Source organism: Brevundimonas abyssalis TAR-001 (genome assembly GCF_000466985.1).
GTDB classification, from domain to species: Bacteria; Pseudomonadota; Alphaproteobacteria; order Caulobacterales; family Caulobacteraceae; genus Brevundimonas; species Brevundimonas abyssalis.
Window position 1 is genome coordinate 39167 of record NZ_BATC01000013.1, and the last position, 15264, is coordinate 54430.

The 15264-nt window shown below is 69.5% G+C and carries 13 protein-coding genes and 3 pseudogenes; 7 read left to right on the forward strand and 9 right to left on the reverse strand.

Annotation, left to right across the window (positions count from 1 at the left end):
* The first annotated feature begins 7 nt into the window (after nucleotides 1-7).
* Nucleotides 8-2126 (forward strand): annotated as a pseudogene (locus MBEBAB_RS05595) (transglycosylase domain-containing protein).
* 3 nt (nucleotides 2127-2129) lie between these two features.
* Here the strand turns inward: MBEBAB_RS05595 and MBEBAB_RS15040 are convergent.
* The 4 genes from MBEBAB_RS15040 to timA form a co-directional block, all read right to left on the reverse strand.
* Nucleotides 2130-2858 (reverse strand): M48 family metallopeptidase, encoded by a 729-nt coding sequence (locus MBEBAB_RS15040; protein WP_052516750.1) that lies wholly within the window; start codon nucleotides 2856-2858, stop codon nucleotides 2130-2132.
* Complete coding sequence (locus MBEBAB_RS05605; RefSeq protein WP_021696972.1) at nucleotides 2812-4104, reverse strand: polyhydroxyalkanoate depolymerase; 1293 nt, start codon at nucleotides 4102-4104, stop codon at nucleotides 2812-2814. Before MBEBAB_RS05605 ends, MBEBAB_RS15040 begins: the two co-directional genes overlap by 47 nt.
* Before the next feature lie 84 nt (nucleotides 4105-4188).
* Nucleotides 4189-5298, reverse strand: a complete 1110-nt coding sequence (locus MBEBAB_RS05610) for an MltA domain-containing protein (protein WP_021696973.1) — start codon at nucleotides 5296-5298, stop codon at nucleotides 4189-4191.
* A 73-nt stretch (nucleotides 5299-5371) separates the two neighbouring features.
* Entirely contained in the window at nucleotides 5372-5974 is a 603-nt protein-coding gene (gene timA / locus MBEBAB_RS05615; protein WP_045318925.1) for a TIM44-related membrane protein TimA, read from the reverse strand.
* 307 nt (nucleotides 5975-6281) lie between these two features.
* Here timA and secB point away from each other — a divergent pair, with 307 nt between their 5' ends.
* Complete coding sequence (gene secB / locus MBEBAB_RS05620) at nucleotides 6282-6707, forward strand: protein-export chaperone SecB (protein WP_373852862.1); 426 nt, start codon at nucleotides 6282-6284, stop codon at nucleotides 6705-6707.
* Nucleotides 6708-6713: 6 nt separating this feature from the next.
* Here the strand turns inward: secB and dnaQ are convergent, their stop codons facing one another.
* The 5 genes and pseudogenes from dnaQ to MBEBAB_RS05645 form a co-directional block, all read right to left on the reverse strand.
* Nucleotides 6714-7433: a DNA polymerase III subunit epsilon gene (gene dnaQ / locus MBEBAB_RS05625; RefSeq protein ID WP_021696976.1), complete on the reverse strand. Its 720-nt coding sequence runs from the start codon at nucleotides 7431-7433 to the stop codon at nucleotides 6714-6716.
* A gap of 6 nt (nucleotides 7434-7439) precedes the next feature.
* Nucleotides 7440-8078 (reverse strand): dephospho-CoA kinase, encoded by a 639-nt coding sequence (gene coaE, locus MBEBAB_RS05630; protein WP_045318918.1) that lies wholly within the window; start codon nucleotides 8076-8078, stop codon nucleotides 7440-7442.
* Nucleotides 8075-8905, reverse strand: coding sequence for a shikimate dehydrogenase family protein (locus tag MBEBAB_RS05635; protein WP_021696978.1), 831 nt, complete (start codon nucleotides 8903-8905; stop codon nucleotides 8075-8077). Before MBEBAB_RS05635 ends, coaE begins: the two co-directional genes overlap by 4 nt.
* Nucleotides 8902-9497: pseudogene (locus MBEBAB_RS15615) on the reverse strand (Maf family protein). The gene MBEBAB_RS05635 and the pseudogene MBEBAB_RS15615 overlap by 4 nt, the downstream one beginning before the upstream one ends.
* On the reverse strand, nucleotides 9494-10363 hold the full coding sequence (locus MBEBAB_RS05645) for a pyruvate, water dikinase regulatory protein (RefSeq protein ID WP_021696980.1): 870 nt from the start codon (nucleotides 10361-10363) through the stop codon (nucleotides 9494-9496). Before MBEBAB_RS05645 ends, MBEBAB_RS15615 begins: the two are co-directional and overlap by 4 nt.
* Nucleotides 10364-10809: 446 nt before the next feature.
* On the opposite strand from MBEBAB_RS05645, the pseudogene hemE reads away from it, so the two are divergent.
* The 5 genes and pseudogenes from hemE to MBEBAB_RS05670 all read left to right on the forward strand — a co-directional run bounded on the left by hemE (nucleotide 10810) and on the right by MBEBAB_RS05670 (nucleotide 15241).
* Nucleotides 10810-11849, forward strand: a pseudogene (gene hemE / locus MBEBAB_RS05650) (uroporphyrinogen decarboxylase).
* Nucleotides 11846-12889 carry a ferrochelatase gene (gene hemH, locus MBEBAB_RS05655; RefSeq protein WP_021696982.1) on the forward strand — a complete coding sequence of 348 codons (1044 nt, stop codon included), beginning with the start codon at nucleotides 11846-11848 and terminating at the stop codon, nucleotides 12887-12889. Before hemE ends, hemH begins: the two are co-directional and overlap by 4 nt.
* A complete protein-coding gene (locus MBEBAB_RS05660; RefSeq protein ID WP_021696983.1) occupies nucleotides 12886-13338 on the forward strand; it encodes a CopD family protein in 453 nt (150 codons plus the stop codon). Before hemH ends, MBEBAB_RS05660 begins: the two co-directional genes overlap by 4 nt.
* A 202-nt stretch (nucleotides 13339-13540) precedes the next feature.
* Nucleotides 13541-14941, forward strand: coding sequence for a transcription termination factor Rho (rho, locus tag MBEBAB_RS05665; protein ID WP_021696984.1), 1401 nt, complete (start codon nucleotides 13541-13543; stop codon nucleotides 14939-14941).
* 72 nt (nucleotides 14942-15013) lie between these two features.
* Complete coding sequence (locus tag MBEBAB_RS05670) at nucleotides 15014-15241, forward strand: DUF6489 family protein (protein ID WP_021696985.1); 228 nt, start codon at nucleotides 15014-15016, stop codon at nucleotides 15239-15241.
* Nucleotides 15242-15264: the final 23 nt, after the last annotated feature.

The following is a 15264-nucleotide window of genomic DNA, read 5'->3' on the forward strand; positions in this document are numbered from 1 at the left end:
GATTTCCATGGCGGGTCCATCATCGGGACGCGGCGCGTCCGGCGCCGGCGCGGGCGGCGGACGCACCCTGCTGCAGCGGCTGATCTACTGGACGGCGGTGCTGGCCGTGTGGGGCCTGATCTTCCTCACGGTGTTCTTCCTGGTGTTCGCCCGGGGCCTGCCCGACACCTCGGCGCTCTACGATGTGGAGCGCCAGCCCTCCATCACCTATCTGGACCGGTCCGGCGCCCTGATTGCGGTGCGCGGCAGCCAGCACGCCCCGCCGGTGGAGCTGGACACCCTGCCCGATTATGTGCCCGCCGCCTTCATCGCCATCGAGGACCGGCGCTTCTATCACCACCCCGGCTTCGACCCCATCGGCATGATGCGCGCGGCCCTGGCCAACATGCGCGCCGGGCGGGTTGTCCAGGGCGGTTCGACCCTGACCCAGCAGCTGGCCAAGAACCTGTTCCTGACCCCGGACCAGAACGTCCGCCGCAAGGTGCAGGAGCTGATGCTGGCGGTGTGGCTGGAGATGAAATTCTCCAAGGACGAGATCCTCGCCCTGTATCTGAACCGGGTCTATTTCGGCGCCGGCGCCTACGGTATCGAGGCGGCGTCCCAGCGCTATTTCGACAAGTCGGCCGATGAGCTGACCGTGGGCGAGGCGGCCCTGCTGGCGGGCCTGCTCAAGGCGCCGTCCCGCTACAGCCCGCTGGGCGAGAGCGAGCGGGCGGCCGGACGCGCCACCGTGGTGCTGGACGAGATGGAGGAGTCCGGCGTCATCACCGCCGAGCAGCGCAACGCCGCCGTGCTCGAGCCCGTGCGCGTGTCGCGCACCCTGGCCACCCAGCACGCCCAGTATTTCGTCGACTGGCTGGACAAGGACATCCGCCGTCTGGTGGGCGAGCCCACCGAGGACATGATCGTCGAGACGACCCTGGATCTGACCCTGCAGACCGCCGCCGAGCGGTCCACGCGCCAGATCCTGGACCGGGACGCCTCGCGGGGCGTCGAACAGGCCGCCCTGGTGGCCGTGGACGGCGAGGGCCGCGTGCGGGCCATGATCGGCGGGGCGTCCTACGCCGACAGCCAGTTCAACCGCGCGGTGGACGCGCGTCGTCAGGCGGGTTCGGCCTGGAAGCCGTTCGTCTATCTGGCGGCGCTGGAGGCGGGCTACACCCCCGACACCCCGGTGATCGACCAGCCCATCACCATCGGCAACTGGTCGCCGCGCAACTATTCCGGCAACCACATCGGCCAGACGACCCTGGCCAATGCGGTGGCCCAGTCCACCAACACCATCGCCGCAGGCATCGCCGACCAGATCGGCCGCGACAGCGTGGCCCGCGCCGCGCGGCGGCTGGGCATCACCTCGCGCGTCGGCCTGGAGCCCGCCATGGCCCTGGGCGCCGTCGAGGTCAGCCCGCTTGAGATGGCCCAGGCCTATGCGGCCTTTTCCAATGGCGGCCGCCGCGCCGAGGCCCACGGCATCACCCGCATCCGCACGCCCGAGGGCCGCGTGATCTATCAGCGCCAGGCCGAGGACCGCCGCGCCGATCAGGTGATCCAGAACCCGTCGCTCTACTACCTGAACCAGATGCTGCGCGGGGTCATCACCTCGGGCACGGCGCGCTCGGTGGCCATTTCGGGCCGCGATCTGGCGGGGAAGACCGGCACCACCTCGGACTACAAGGACGCCTGGTTCGCGGGCTACACCGGCGGCTTCGTCACCGTGGTCTGGGTCGGCAAGGACGACAACACCGCCATGCGCGGCGTCACCGGCGGCTCGTCACCCGCCGCCATCTGGCGCGGCTTCATGCAGGCGGCCCTGCCGCGGCTGAACGTTCAGGACATCCCCAACGGCCCGCCCCTGCCCGAGGGCTGGATGCCCCCGGCCCCTCCGGGGGCGACCCGGCGGGCGATCTGCTGGGCGGTCTGGGCGACCTGTTCGGCGACGGCGATCTGCCGCCGCTGGGAGACGACCCTCTGGGCGCCGGCCCCGCGCCCACGCGCCCGTCCGAACCGCGCCCAGCGCCCCAGCAGCCGGCCGTTCGCCCGCCCGAGCCCATCCGCACCGAGCCCCCGGCCCAGAATCCCGAGCCGGACCGCGAAGCGACCGACGTCCGGACCCGCTGTTCTTCTAGAGCCTAGACCCGCCCCGCGGCGTGTAACGCCGGGCCGTGGTCGCGCAGCCATTTGCGGAACGGCCGATGGTCACCCACCAGTCCGTGCACCACGGACCAGTAGGCCGGGCTGTGGTCCGCGTGGACCAGATGCGCCACCTCGTGGGCGGCCAGATAGTCCAGCACCTCGGGCGGGGCCATGACCACGCGCCAGGAATAGCGGATCGAGCGATTGTGCGGGCTGCATGAGCCCCAGCGCGAGGCCGGATCGCCGATGCTGACGCGGACGGGCTTGAGGTCCAGACGCTCCAGATGGACCTGGGTGCGCGCGGTCAGGGCCGCCTTGGCCTCGGCGCGCAGCAGGCGCTCGACCCGGCGATGGAAGGCGTCATCCTCGCCGCCGGAGATGATCGCGGGGCCGTCCGGGTGTTCCGGGACCAGCCGCGCGGCGGCGGCGTTGCCCGACGCAATCAGACGGACCGGGCGGCCGCCGAACAGGATTTCGGCGCCCGGGGCGAAGGGGGCGCTGTCGGTGCGTTTCGCCAGATGCTCGGCGATCCAGGTGCGGCGGCTGAGCGCGAAGTCGATGGCCTGGGGCATGGCCCGCTCGCTGGGGGCGGTGACCACCGCCTCGCCGGCGCGGGCGTCGATGCGGACGCTGACCCGCCGCGCCCGCCGGTTGACCGACAGACGTAGGCGAAGGCCGTCAATCTCCAGCTTTTCGCCGTGCCTTGGGCGCGGTTTTGCGAACAACGCGGTCCTCGTTGGCGGCGATGAAGTCGCGGGCCCGGGTGTAGATCTCGTCCCGGAACCGGCGGCCGTTGAAGACCCCGTAGTGCCCCACCTGCGGCTGGACGTAAAGCAGGCGCTGGTCGTCGGGGATGTTGGGGCACAGGCCGTGGGCGGCCTGGGTCTGGCCGACGCCGGAGATGTCGTCGTTCTCGCCCTCCACCGTCATCAGGCCGATGTCGGTGATGGCCTCGGGCCGCACCAGCCGGTCGCCGTGCTTGAGCAGGCCGCGCGGCAGCAGATGGCTCTGGAACACGATGTCGATGGTCTGGAGATAGAACTCCTCGGTCAGGTCCAGCACCGACAGATACTCGTCGTAGAATTCCTGGTGTTTCTGGATGCTGTCCCCGTCGCCCTCGACCAGATGCTCGAAATAGCGGCGATGGGCGTCCATGTGCCGTTCCTCGTTCATGGACATGAAGGAGTACAGCTGCACGAAGCCCGGATAGACCCGCCGCCCGGCGCCCGGATAGGGCAGGGGCGTGGTGTGGATCATGTTGGAGCGGAACCAGGCGAAGGGCTTTTCCTCGGCCAGCTGGTTGGTGACCGTGGGCGACAGGCGCGCGTCGATGGGCGAGCCCATGTGGATCATGGAGGCGGGGCGGGCCGGGTCCTCGTCCTCGGCCATCAGGGCGGCGGCGGCCAGAACTGGCGGGCCGGGCTGGCACACGGCGACCACGTGGGCGCGCGGGCCGATCTGGCCCAGCATGGCGCGCACGTGGTCCATGTAGTCGAAGAAGTCGAAACGGCCTTCCAGCACCGGGGTCTGGCGGGCGTTGGTCCAGTCGGTGACGTGGACGTCGAAGTCCTGCAGGAAGGTCTCCACGGTGCCGCGCAGCAGGGTGGCGTAGTGGCCGGACAGGGGCGCCACGATCATCACGGCGGGCGCCTTGACGGGCTTTCCGGCGCGCTTGAGATCGGTCTCGTTGCGGGTGAAGCGGATCAGGCGGCACCAGGGCGAGGACCAGACCACCTCCTGCACCGTGCGGACCGGATGGCCGTCCACATTGATCACGTCCAGGTTCCAGTCCGGCTTGCCGTAGCGCCGCGTCAGGCTCTCGAACATCTCGGCCGAGGCGTAGGCGGTGCGGCCCATGGCCGTCTGGGACGCCGGATTGAAGGGCGAGGACCAGAACTCCCGCATCATCTGGGCCCCCAGACGCATGGGGGCGGCGGACTGATAGGCGAGTTCGTGAAGCGTATAGAGCATGGACTCGAACAGGTGGCGGCCGGATCAGGCCAGACAGGTCAGCGGAGCATTAAACGCGCTGCACTGCAAAAAGATTATCAGTGATCAGGAATCGTTCCCGCGCGCCTCATACGGCGCCCCGGCCGCCTGGCGCGGAACCAGCCGCCACATGCGCAGGGGATGCCGCACGGTCCCCGCCTCCTCGCCCGCCTCGTCGCCGCGACCCATGTAGAAATCCGCGCGAACCCGGCCCCGGATGGCGCTGCCGGTGTCCAGGGCGGACATCAGGCCGAAATAGCTGTCGCGGGCGCCGATCAGCCCGGCGCCGTTGGCCGCGATCCAGACCGGCTCGCCATAGCGCCAGTGGGCCGGGTCCACGGCGATGGCGCGGCGCTCGGGCAGGGGAATTCCCGCCGCCCCGGCCGGACCCTTGCCGTCGTCGGGCTCCAGCCGGAAGAAGATGTAGCGCGGGTTCAGGCGCATGACCCGGTCCGCCTCCGGCCCCCGGTTGTCCGCCAGCCAGCGGCGGATGGCCTCGCCGGAGGTGCCGTCGCGGGGCAGCAGGCCCTCGTCAGCCATGGGCCGGGCGATGCCCAGGAATCTCAGCCCATTGTCGGCCGCATAGGCCGCCCGCGCCGTGCTGCCGTCCAGGAAGGTCAGATAGCCCGAGCCCTGGATCTGCAGGAAGAACAGGTCCTCCGGCTTCAGCCAGGCCATCACCAGGGCAGGATCATGAGACGTCTCGATGGCGGCCCGGTCGGGATAGTCCCTGACCGTGCCGTCCGGCAGGCGTTGGCGGTACAAGGCCCGTCCGTCGGGCCCTTGCGTCCGCGTCAGGTCCGGCGGGGGCGCCAGCAACGGGGCCGAGAATTCCGCGTCCCGCACGGCGCGGGCCTCGTACTCGGGGGCGAAATAGGCGGTCAGCAGGCCCGTTTCGTCACCGCCCTCGGGGCGGAAGCGGGTCTCGAAGAACAGGCGGGCGTTCTCGCCGGTCACGCCGGGTGAGGCCGCCAGCAGCCTGGCCGCCTCACACACGCCCCAGGCGCGGCTGTCGGCGTCGCAGCCCTCGGCATAGCCGCGCAGGGCCGCCAGATGGTCCTCCTCGGCCCAGCCGGGCAGGGCGGCGAAGGCGGGATCGGACGGCCCCGGCGTCCAAGGCGCCGGCTCGCCGGGGACCGGCGGGGCAGGCTGGGGTTGGGGCGTCGGCTCCGTCACGGGCGCGGCGACGGGGCGGTGGCGCAGGCGGCGGCCGTCAGGGCCAGGACCGCGGCCAGGAGGACGCCCCGCATCAGGCGCTGGCCGCCTCGACCCGGGTCAGCACCCAGTTGGGGTCGCTGGCCCCGATAGAGCGCTCGAAAGTCCACAGCTCGGCGGTGCGGCGCTCGTCCACGGTCTCCTCGCCCGAACCGCTGGTGGCGGTGCTGCGCAACTCGGCCAGGAACAGCACCTTGGCCCGGGCCCGGTCGCCCTCGGCCGTGGCCAGCTCCAGATCGGCGCGGGGCGGGTGCACGAATTCGACCGTTTCGCGCTCCCCCCGGCCCTCGCGGGCGGTGATGCCGGCTTCGAACGAGGTCAGCACGGTGGGGGCCAGCAAGGGCTTGAGCGCCTCGCGGTCGCCGGAGGCGTAGGCCCGCACGATGGTCTCATAGGCCCCGCGCGCCCCGTCCAGGAACCTGACGGCGTCGAACGAGGGGTCGCGCGCCTTCAGCCCTGCGGCGGCGGCGGCGGTGGCGGCGTCCACGGGAGTCTCCGGACGCGCATCCGGTTCGGGTGCGGCCGGGGCGCCGGGGATGCGGGGCGGCTTCTTGACCCCGTCCTCGGGCTGGCGGCCCACCTTCTTGCCCAGCACATTGTAGAGCTGGAACAGGACGAAGGCGGCGATGGCCGCCATCAGAAGGAGTTCGTAGGGAAAGGAGGACACGGCGTTTTCCTGAAAGGCGTCGTTCGGGCTTAAGGGCTCATATAGGGACGCGCAAGGCGAGCGCGAGCCTCTCCTGCGCGGCGACGGGCGTTGCGGGCGGCGTCCGCCGATGCTAGCAGCCCCGCGAACGTCCTTTCGGGCGAAACCTTGGCGTTTGCCCCAAACCGGAACCTTTCCTGCTCATGACCGACACCAACCCCGACAACGGCGCGTCCAATCCCGTCCCCCAGGCGCCCAGCCGCCCGCCGGCCCGCACTTCCGCGTCCTGACCCAGTACGTGCGCGATTTCTCGTTCGAGAACCCCAAGGCGCCGGAAAGCCTGCGCTTCGAGGGCAAGCCCCAGATCGACATGGGCGTGGAGATGAACGCCCAGGGCCGCGCCGACGGCCTGTTCGAGATCGATCTGAAGCTGTCGGTCAAGGCCGCCTCGGGCGACCAGCCCATGTTCCAGATCGAGCTGCTCTACGGCGGCCTGTTCCAGATCGGCGGCGTCGAGGAGAAAGACATCGAGAAGATGCTCCTGATCGAGTGCCCGCGCTATCTGTTCCCCTTCGCGCGCCAGATCATCGCCACAGCCACCAGCGACGGCGGCTTCTATCCGCCCTTCCTGCTGGAGCCGCTGGACTTCGCCGCCATCTACGCCGCCCGCAAGGCCCAGCAGAACGGCGCCCCGGCCATCCCGCCGGCCCAGGGCCAGGCCTGAACTGAGTCAGGAGGCGGCTGAAGCCGCCGCCTCCAGCCCATAGCCGCGCCACAGGGACAGGTCCTTGAACTGGCTCTGCAGGAAGGCGGCGTGGGCCGCCGCCTCCTCGGGCGAGACGCGGTCGGGCAGGGGGCGGGGCCGTTCGCCGTGGCTGACCGGCTTGAACCCCGGCGCCATGGGGCCGCGCGCGGCGCTGAGATCCAGCACCCGCTCCTTGCCGCCCTTCAGCTCGAGATAGACCGAGGCCAGCAGGCGGGCGTCGATCAGGGCCCCGTGCAGGGTGCGCTCGGCAAGGGAGATCTTGAAGCGCTTGCACAGGGCGTCCAGCGAATTGGCCATGCCCGGGAACCGCGTCTGGGCCAGGCCCAGGGTGTCGATCCAGCGCACTTCCTCCACCAGCAGCCGGCCGCACAGGCCCAGCTCGTGGTTGATGAAGGCCCGGTCAAAGGCGGCGTTGTGGGCGATCACCGGCGCGTCGCCGATGAATTCCAGCAGTTCGTCCGCCATCTCGGCGAATTTGGGCGCGCCGCGCACCTTGTCGTCGGTGATGCCGTGCACGCGGATGGCGTCGGGCGGGATCAGCCGCTCGGGATTGACCAGCCGGTGATAGGTGCGCCCGGTGGGCAGCAGGTCGTCGATCTCGATGCAGCCCACCTCGATCAACCGGTCGCCCGTCTTCGGATCAAAGCCGGTGGTTTCGGTGTCGAGGACGATTTCGCGGGCCATGGCCCACTATTGCGGGGTTTCGGCGCCCTTTGGAATCCCCCGGCGGCCCGCCCAGCCGGGTTTCAGCACCGTATCCACAACCGCGCGCACCTGATCCCGGGCATGATCCAGCCCCTTGTGGCTTTCGATGATGAAATCGGCCCGGGCGCGCTTGTCCGCATCGGGCGTCTGGCGTGCCAGAATCTCGGCGAAGCGCTCCGGGGTCATGCCCGGCCGCGACAGGACCCGTTCGCGCTGCACCTCGGCCGGCGCCGTGACCACCACCACCGCGTCCACCTCCGCGTCGCCCCCGGTCTCCATCAACAGGGGAATGTCCAGCACCAGTAACCGCGCCCCGGCGGCGCGGGCCTCGGCCATCAGGTCCGCCCGGTGTTCGCGCACCAGCGGATGGACGATGGCCTCCAGACGGGCGTAGCCGTCCGCGTCTTCGCGCAGGGCCGCGGCCAGTTTCGTCCGGTCGATCCCTTCCGGCCCCGTGACCCCCGGAAAGGCCGCCTCCACCGCCGCGACCGCCGCCCCGCCCCAGGCGTAGAGATCATGCACCGCCGCGTCCGCGTCCCACACGAGCGCGCCTTCCTCGGCGAACAGGGCCGCAGTGGTGGACTTGCCCATGCCGATGGAGCCGGTCAGGCCCAACACAATCACGGCTCAAGCCCCTGAAGGTGCGCCAGCACCACCGCGCGTGGGTCCAGAGTCGGCGGCGGGCGATCAAAAATAAACGCGAACGAGGGCCCGGCCTGTCCGGTCAGCATGCCCAGCCCGTCCACACCGATCAGGCCCCCCGCGCGCGCCGCCATCAGAAACGGCGTCTCCAGCGGCTTGTAGGTCATGTCCAGAGCCGCCTCGGCGTTCGGCGTGCGCCCGAAATCGAACGTCATGGGCCCCGCCACCGCATTGATCACCAGCCGCGCCCCGGCGATCTCGCCCGGATCGTCTCCCGCGACCCGCACCCGGTCGTCGAAGGTCTCCGCCAGCGCCTGCGCCCGGTCCCGGGTCCGGTTCAGGATCACCACCTCCGGCGCGCCCCCGGCCAGCAGGGCGGCCACCGACGCCCGCGCCGCGCCGCCCGCACCCAGAAACAGCACCGGCCCCGCCGTCAGGTCGACGTCGGGCGCCTGTTCAGCCAGCGCCTTCAGCAGCCCCTCCCCATCGGTGCTTTGCGCCCGCACCCGGCCGTCCCGGAAGGCCAGAACATTGGCCGAGCCGCAGGCCCGCGCGGTGTCACTGGCCTCGTCAGCCCGGGCCAGCGCCTGGCCCTTGAAGGGGGCGGTGACGTTCAGCCCGTGGATCATGCCCGCCCGGCCCGCCTCGATCAGCAGGTCGAAGGCCGCCTCGTCGGGCGGGGCGAAGGCGGCGTAGACCGCATCCATGCCCGCCGCTTCGATCCACGCGTTGTGGATGACCGGGCTGAGCGAATGGGCCACGGGCCGCCCCACGATCCCGGCCAGCAAGGCCGCGCCGGTGATGGTCATGACGCCAGAATCCCCCGCGTCCGCAGTTCCGCCAGCACCGGCCACAGGGGCATGCCCAGCACGGTGAAATAGTCCCCCTCGATGCGCTCGAACAGCTGGCGCCCAGACCCTCCAGCCGGTAACAGCCCACGCTGGACAGGATTCCCTCGCCCTCCGCCGCCAGATAGGCGTCCAGAAAGGCGTCGGAGAACGCCCGCACCTGCATGCGCGCCGAAGCCGCCGCGCTCCACACGGTCTCCCCGCCCACCGCCAGGGCGGCGGCGGAATGCAGCACATGGCCCTTGCCGCGGAAGGCGCGCAGCCGCGCCCGGGCCTCGTCCAGGCTGTCGGCCTTGTCGATCAGGGCCCCGTCCAGATCCAGCGTCTGGTCCGATCCCAGCACCAGCCCGGCATGCTCCCGCGAGGCCGCCTCCGCCTTGGCCCGGGCCAGCGCCAGCGCCACGCCCGCCGGGTCCGCGCCCTCGGCCAGCAGGCCGACCTTCAACGCCCCTTCGTCCACATCCGCCGATGTGGCCTGGTGGGGCACCCCCGCGCCGGTCAGCATGGCGCGCCGCGCCGCGCTCTTTGACGCCAGGATCAGGGTTCCGGTCATGACTGCGCCCCGCCCGCGTCCGGCTCGCCGGTCTTCGCCCGGCGCTCATTCAGCAGATTGATGACCTGGGCCGCCGTCTCCTCGATGGAACGACGGGTCACGTCGATAGTGGGCCAGCCGCGCCGTTCGAACATGCGGCGGGCCTTCACGGTCTCGTCGCGCACCGCCTCATGATCCACATAGGTGGAGCCGCGCACCTCCCCCAGACCCTCCAGCCGGTTGCGGCGGATCTGCACCAGACGGTCCGGAGACACGGTCAGGCCCACGACCAGCGGGTGTTTCAGCCCGTCCAGACGCTCGGGCGCCTCCTGGCCCGGCACCAGAGGCACATTGGCCGCCCGCACGCCCCGATGGGCCAGATAGATGCAGGTGGGCGTCTTGGAGGTGCGGCTGACCCCCACCAGCACCACGTCGGCGTTCTCCAGATCGTTCTGGCTCTGCCCGTCATCGTGGGAAATGGCGTAGTCCAGCGCCCCGATGCGGTTGAAATAGTCGGTGTCCAGGGCGTGCTGGGCGCCCACCCGGGTCGAGATGGCGGCGCCCAGATAGCGCGACAGGGCCCCCACCAGCGGGTCCAGCGCCCCGATCTGGGGCATGCCCATGCGCCGGCAGCCGTCCTCCAGCGCGGTGCGCAGCTCCCGGTCCACAATGGTGTGCAGCACCACCCCCGGCGAGGCGTCGATGGACTCCAGCACCTTGTCCAGCTGCTTGTGGGAGCGCACCAGGGCGTAGATGTGCTCGATGGGGATGACACCGTCGAAACGGGCCACCACGGCCTTGGCCATGGCGTTCAGGGTCTCGCCGGTGGAGTCCGACACCAGGTGCACATGGAAATAGGTGGCCAGACGGCCCGGCTTGGCGATCATCGGGGGGCGAACCTGTGGGCGGCGCCCCGAATGGCTGGGGACGGTTTCATGACTTTTCCATAGCGTCTCGAGCGGCCGGGCGCATCCTTCGGGATTACGGGGACGATCCCGAGAGTTGGGGTCATTCCGTCCCGCGTGTGTGATCCGACGGCGCCCAGCATGGGGATGGACAGGTGAAGACCCCACTTATCCCCGCCGCCCCGGAGTCCGCGACGGCCGTTCCGCAAAGGGTTGGTAAGGTTTTGTTAACACTATCCCGCCTGATCATCCCCACGGGCCCGCCCGGTGGATGATCGGCGACCGGCGGGGGAGGAACCCGGCGCCGTCTGGCGGGGACCTCAAAACTGTCCCCGTCGTCCCCCGTCCAAGACTCTACTCCCATCCCTCAAGACTCTAATTCATGAGTAAGGATTGAGTGGGACGGTCTGGCCCCGTAAACGCTCGGCATGGCCAGTCCCGACCCCGTTTTCCTTCGCGCCCTTCGGGGAGAGACCCTCGAGCGCCCCCCGGTATGGTTCATGCGTCAGGCCGGGCGCTACCTGCCGGAGTACCGGGCCTTGCGGGCCCGGTCGCCCGATTTCATCGCCTTCTGCCTGAATCCCGAGATGGCCGCCGAAGTGACCCTGCAGCCCATGCGGCGGTTCGGCTTCGATGCGGCCATCGTCTTCGCGGACATCCTGTTGATCCCCCGCGCCTGGGCCAGGAGGTCTGGTTCGAGGCTGGCGAGGGACCCCGCCTGGGCGCCCTGCCGGATGTGGCGTCCATGCGCGATCTGGCCGAAGGAGCGGGCGCGGCCCTGTCCGAGGTGGGCGAGACCCTGTCCCGGGTCCGCGACGCCCTGGAGCCCGAGCGCGCCCTCATCGGCTTTGCGGGGGCTCCCTGGACCGTGGCCACCTACATGCTGGACGGCGAGGCCCGCACCATCGGCAAGGGCGAGCGGGCCCAGGCGCGCACCTATGCCTATGCGGAGCCGGAGAAGGTGGACGCCCTTCTGGACGTGCTGGTGGAATCCAGCGCCTGGTATCTGAAGATGCAGGCGGACGCCGGCGCCCAGGCCCTGAAGATCTTCGAGAGCTGGGCCGAGGGCCTGCCCGACGACCTGTTCGATCGTCTGGTCCTGAAGCCGCATCAGAAGCTTGTTGCCCGCCTGCGCGAGCTGGGCGTCACCGTACCCCTGATCGGCTTTCCGCGGGGTTCGGCGGCGCTTGCGGAGGGCTATGCGCGGGATGTGGACGTCCAAGCCGTGGCGCTGGACACCGCCTGTCCGCTGGCCGTCGGCCGCCGGGTCCAGACCATCAAGCCCATCCAGGGCGCGCTGGACCCCCTCCTGCTTCGGGCGGGGGGTGCGGCGCTGGATCGCAGGGTGGATCAGCTGATGGAAGCCTGGGGGCAGGGCCCCTGGGTCTTCAATCTGGGTCACGGCATCCTACCTGATGTGCCCATCGCCCATGTGGAGCAGGTGCTCCGACGGATCGGAGCCCAATGACCGACGCCTCCACACCTCGCCGCATCGCCGTGGTCCTGATGAATCTGGGCGGGCCCGATGGTCAGGAGTCCGTCAGGCCGTTCCTGTTCAACCTGTTCAACGACCCGGCCATCATCGGCCTGCCCGGCATCGTTCGCACGCCGCTGGCGAAATTCATCTCCTCCAAGCGCGAGGAGGAAGCCAAGGCCAACTATGCGATGATGGGCGGCGGCTCGCCCCTGCTGCCCGAGACCGAAAAACAGGCCGCGGCCCTGACCGAACGTCTGCGGCGGGACTGGCCCGGCGACGATGTGCGGGTGTTCATCGCCATGCGGTACTGGAACCCCCTGACGCCTGAGACGGCAAAGGCGGTCGAGGCGTTCGGCCCCGATCAGGTGGTGCTGCTGCCGCTATATCCGCAGTTCTCCACCACCACCACCCAGTCGTCCCTGAAGGCCTGGCGCGAGCATTATCGCGGGTCGGGCCGGATCAGCGCCGTGTGTTGCTATCCCGAGGCCACCGGCTGGATCGAGGCCCAGGCGGCCCTGATCACCGCGCAGCTGGAGAAGGCCGGGGACAAGCCTGTCCGGGTGCTGTTCTCCGCCCACGGCATCCCCGAAAACCTGGTCCACAGGAAGGGCGATCCCTATCAGGAGCAGGTGGAGCGCACCGTCTTCGCCGTGGTCGAGCGCCTCGGCCTGCAGGACTGGACCATCTGTTATCAGAGCCGGGTCGGGCCGCTGAAATGGCTGGGCCCGTCCACGCCGGACGCCATCGAACAAGCCGGTCGTGACGGCGTCGGGGCCGTGCTGGTGCCCATCGCCTTCGTCTCCGAACACGTGGAGACCCTCGTGGAGCTGGACGTGGAGTACGGCCATCTGGCCGAAGAGAAGGGTGTGAGTCCCTATCTGCGCGCCCCGGCCGTGGGCGTGACGGATGCGTTCATCGAGGCCCTGTCGGAAGCGGTGGGCTCGGCCGTGGACCGCACCGGCATCGCGCCCTACGGCCCCGGCTGTCAGGGCGACTGGAAGGCCTGTCCCTGCCGCGGGATCGCCGCATGAACGCCTATGATCTGGCGCGCGCCCTGCACATCCTGGCGGTGATCGCCTGGATGGCGGGCCTGCTCTATCTGCCGCGCCTCTACATCTACCACGTCAAGGCGGCGCCGGGCGGCGAGATGGACCTGACGTTCCAGACCATGGAACGCAAGTTGCTGAAATTGATCATGAATCCGTCCATGATCGCGGCCTGGGTCTTCGGTCTGTGGCTGTTCTGGCTGCGCAGCGGCTCCGGTGCGGACTGGTCCTTCGCCCACCAGCCCTGGATGATCGCCAAGATCGCCGGCATCCTGTTCCTGACCGGCTGGCATCACTATCTGGGCGTGGCCCGCAAGCGGTTCGCCGCCGGGACCAACCAGAGGTCCGAGCGCTACTGGCGCATGACCAACGAACTGCCCTTCATCGCCGCCATCGTCATGGTCCTGTCCGTGACTCTGGAATGGGCCTTCTGAGCCGTTCCGCTTGACGTCGCCGCCGGCCTGTGGTGTCGCTGGCGACGAGGCGCAGAAATGCGCTGCCCTTCTCTCAAGACGACCCGACCGTTCCGCTTGACGCCCGGGTGCCCGTCTTTCCCCTCCGGCCTTGCGGCCAGACATCGCCTTTTCCTCCCCCGTCCGCCCGGCCCTCGCCGCGCGGCCTCTTCGCGATACGCTCATGACCGACACCGAAAACCAGACCCCCGCCGACGACGCCACGGTCGAGGATCAGACCGCCGACACCCCGTCCGACGCCGATGGGGATTCCGACAGTGAGTCCGAAAACGGCGATGACGAGCGCGGCGCCGGTCTCGGCGAGCGCATCTCGCTTGAGGAGCTGAAGGAGAAGTCGGCCGCCGACCTGGTCGCCTTCGCCGAGGGTCTGGAGATCGAGAACGCCTCGAACCTGCGCAAGCAGGATCTGCTGTTCGCCATCCTCAAGGTTCTGGCCGACGAGGAGGTGGAGATCTCCGCCGACGGCGTGCTTGAGGTTCTACCCGACGGCTTCGGCTTCCTGCGCAGCCCCGACGCCAACTATCTGCCCGGTCCCGACGATATCTATGTCAGCCCGTCCCAGATCCGCCGCTTCGGCCTGCGCTCGGGCGACACGGTCCACGGCACGGTGCGCGGCCCCCGGGAGGGCGAGCGCTATTTCGCCCTGCTCAAGGTCGACACCATCAATTTCGAGGACCCGGAGACGGTCCGCACCAAGGTCAATTTCGACAACCTGACGCCGCTCTATCCCGACTCCCGCCTGAACATGGAGATCGAGGATCCGACGCTGAAGGACCGCTCGGGCCGGGTCATCGACATCGTCGCGCCCCTGGGCAAGGGCCAGCGCTGCCTGATCGTCGCCCCGCCGCGGGTCGGCAAGACGGTGATGCTGCAGAACATCGCCAAGTCCATCGAGCAGAACCACCCCGAGGTCTATCTGATCGTCCTGCTGATCGACGAGCGCCCCGAGGAAGTCACCGACATGCAGCGCACGGTGAAGGGCGAGGTGGTGGCCTCCACCTTCGACGAGCCCTCGACCCGTCACGTGGCGGTGGCCGAAATGGTCATCGAAAAGGCCAAGCGCCTGGTCGAGCACAAGCGCGACGTGGTCATCCTGCTGGACTCCGTCACCCGCCTGGGCCGCGCCTACAACGCCACGGTGCCGTCGTCGGGCAAGGTCCTGACCGGCGGCGTGGACGCCAACGCCCTGCAGAAGCCCAAGCGCTTCTTCGGCGCCGCGCGCAATGTGGAGGAGGGCGGCAGCCTGACCATCATCGCCACGGCCCTGATCGACACCGGCAGCCGCATGGACGAGGTGATCTTCGAAGAGTTCAAGGGCACCGGCAACTCCGAGATCGTGCTGGACCGCAAGGTGGCCGACAAGCGCATCTTCCCGGCCATCGACGTGCTGAAGTCCGGCACCCGCAAGGAAGACCTGATCGTGCCCAAGGATCAGCTGGCCAAGACCTATGTGCTGCGCCGTATCCTCAACCCCATGGGCCCCCAGGACGCCATCGAGTTCCTGCTGGACAAGCTGCGCCAGTCCAAGAACAACGGCGACTTCTTCCAGTCCATGAACACATAATCCGGCCCTAACGCCTCGCACGCGGTGCGAGGCTGCTTGAGGGCTGTTTCACGTGAAACACGGGAGCCTGCGATGAAGGTCAAGATCGAGATCGATTGCGAACCGGCCGAGGCCCGGGCCTTCCTCGGCCTGCCCAATGTGGAGCCGCTCAACGAGCACATGGTGGCCGAGATGCAGCGCCGCATGGACGAGAACATCGCCGCCATGCAGCCGGACGAACTGATGAAAACCTGGACCAGCTTCGGCCTCCAGGCCCAGGACCATTTCCGCCGCCTCATGGAAAGCGCGACGAAGCCATGATGTTTCTCCTCCCCCATCGGGGG

Bases quoted from the DNA above. Each gene is read 5' to 3' on its own strand.
- MBEBAB_RS05605 (WP_021696972.1), bottom strand. From the start codon at position 4,104: ATGCTCTATACGCTTCACGAACTCGCCTATCAGTCCGCCGCCCCCATG.
- timA (WP_045318925.1), bottom strand. From the start codon at position 5,974: ATGGCGGCCATCGCCGCCTTCGTCCTGTTCCAGCTCTACAATGTGCTG.
- dnaQ (WP_021696976.1), bottom strand. From the start codon at position 7,433: ATGGCCCGCGAAATCGTCCTCGACACCGAAACCACCGGCTTTGATCCG.
- MBEBAB_RS05635 (WP_021696978.1), bottom strand. From the start codon at position 8,905: ATGACCATCACCGGCGCGGCCTTGCTGGCCGGGATCGTGGGGCGGCCC.
- MBEBAB_RS05645 (WP_021696980.1), bottom strand. From the start codon at position 10,363: ATGATCGCCAAGCCGGGCCGTCTGGCCACCTATTTCCATGTGCACCTG.
- hemH (WP_021696982.1), top strand. From the start codon at position 11,846: ATGACCGACGCCTCCACACCTCGCCGCATCGCCGTGGTCCTGATGAAT.
- MBEBAB_RS05660 (WP_021696983.1), top strand. From the start codon at position 12,886: ATGAACGCCTATGATCTGGCGCGCGCCCTGCACATCCTGGCGGTGATC.
- rho (WP_021696984.1), top strand. From the start codon at position 13,541: ATGACCGACACCGAAAACCAGACCCCCGCCGACGACGCCACGGTCGAG.
- MBEBAB_RS05670 (WP_021696985.1), top strand. From the start codon at position 15,014: ATGAAGGTCAAGATCGAGATCGATTGCGAACCGGCCGAGGCCCGGGCC.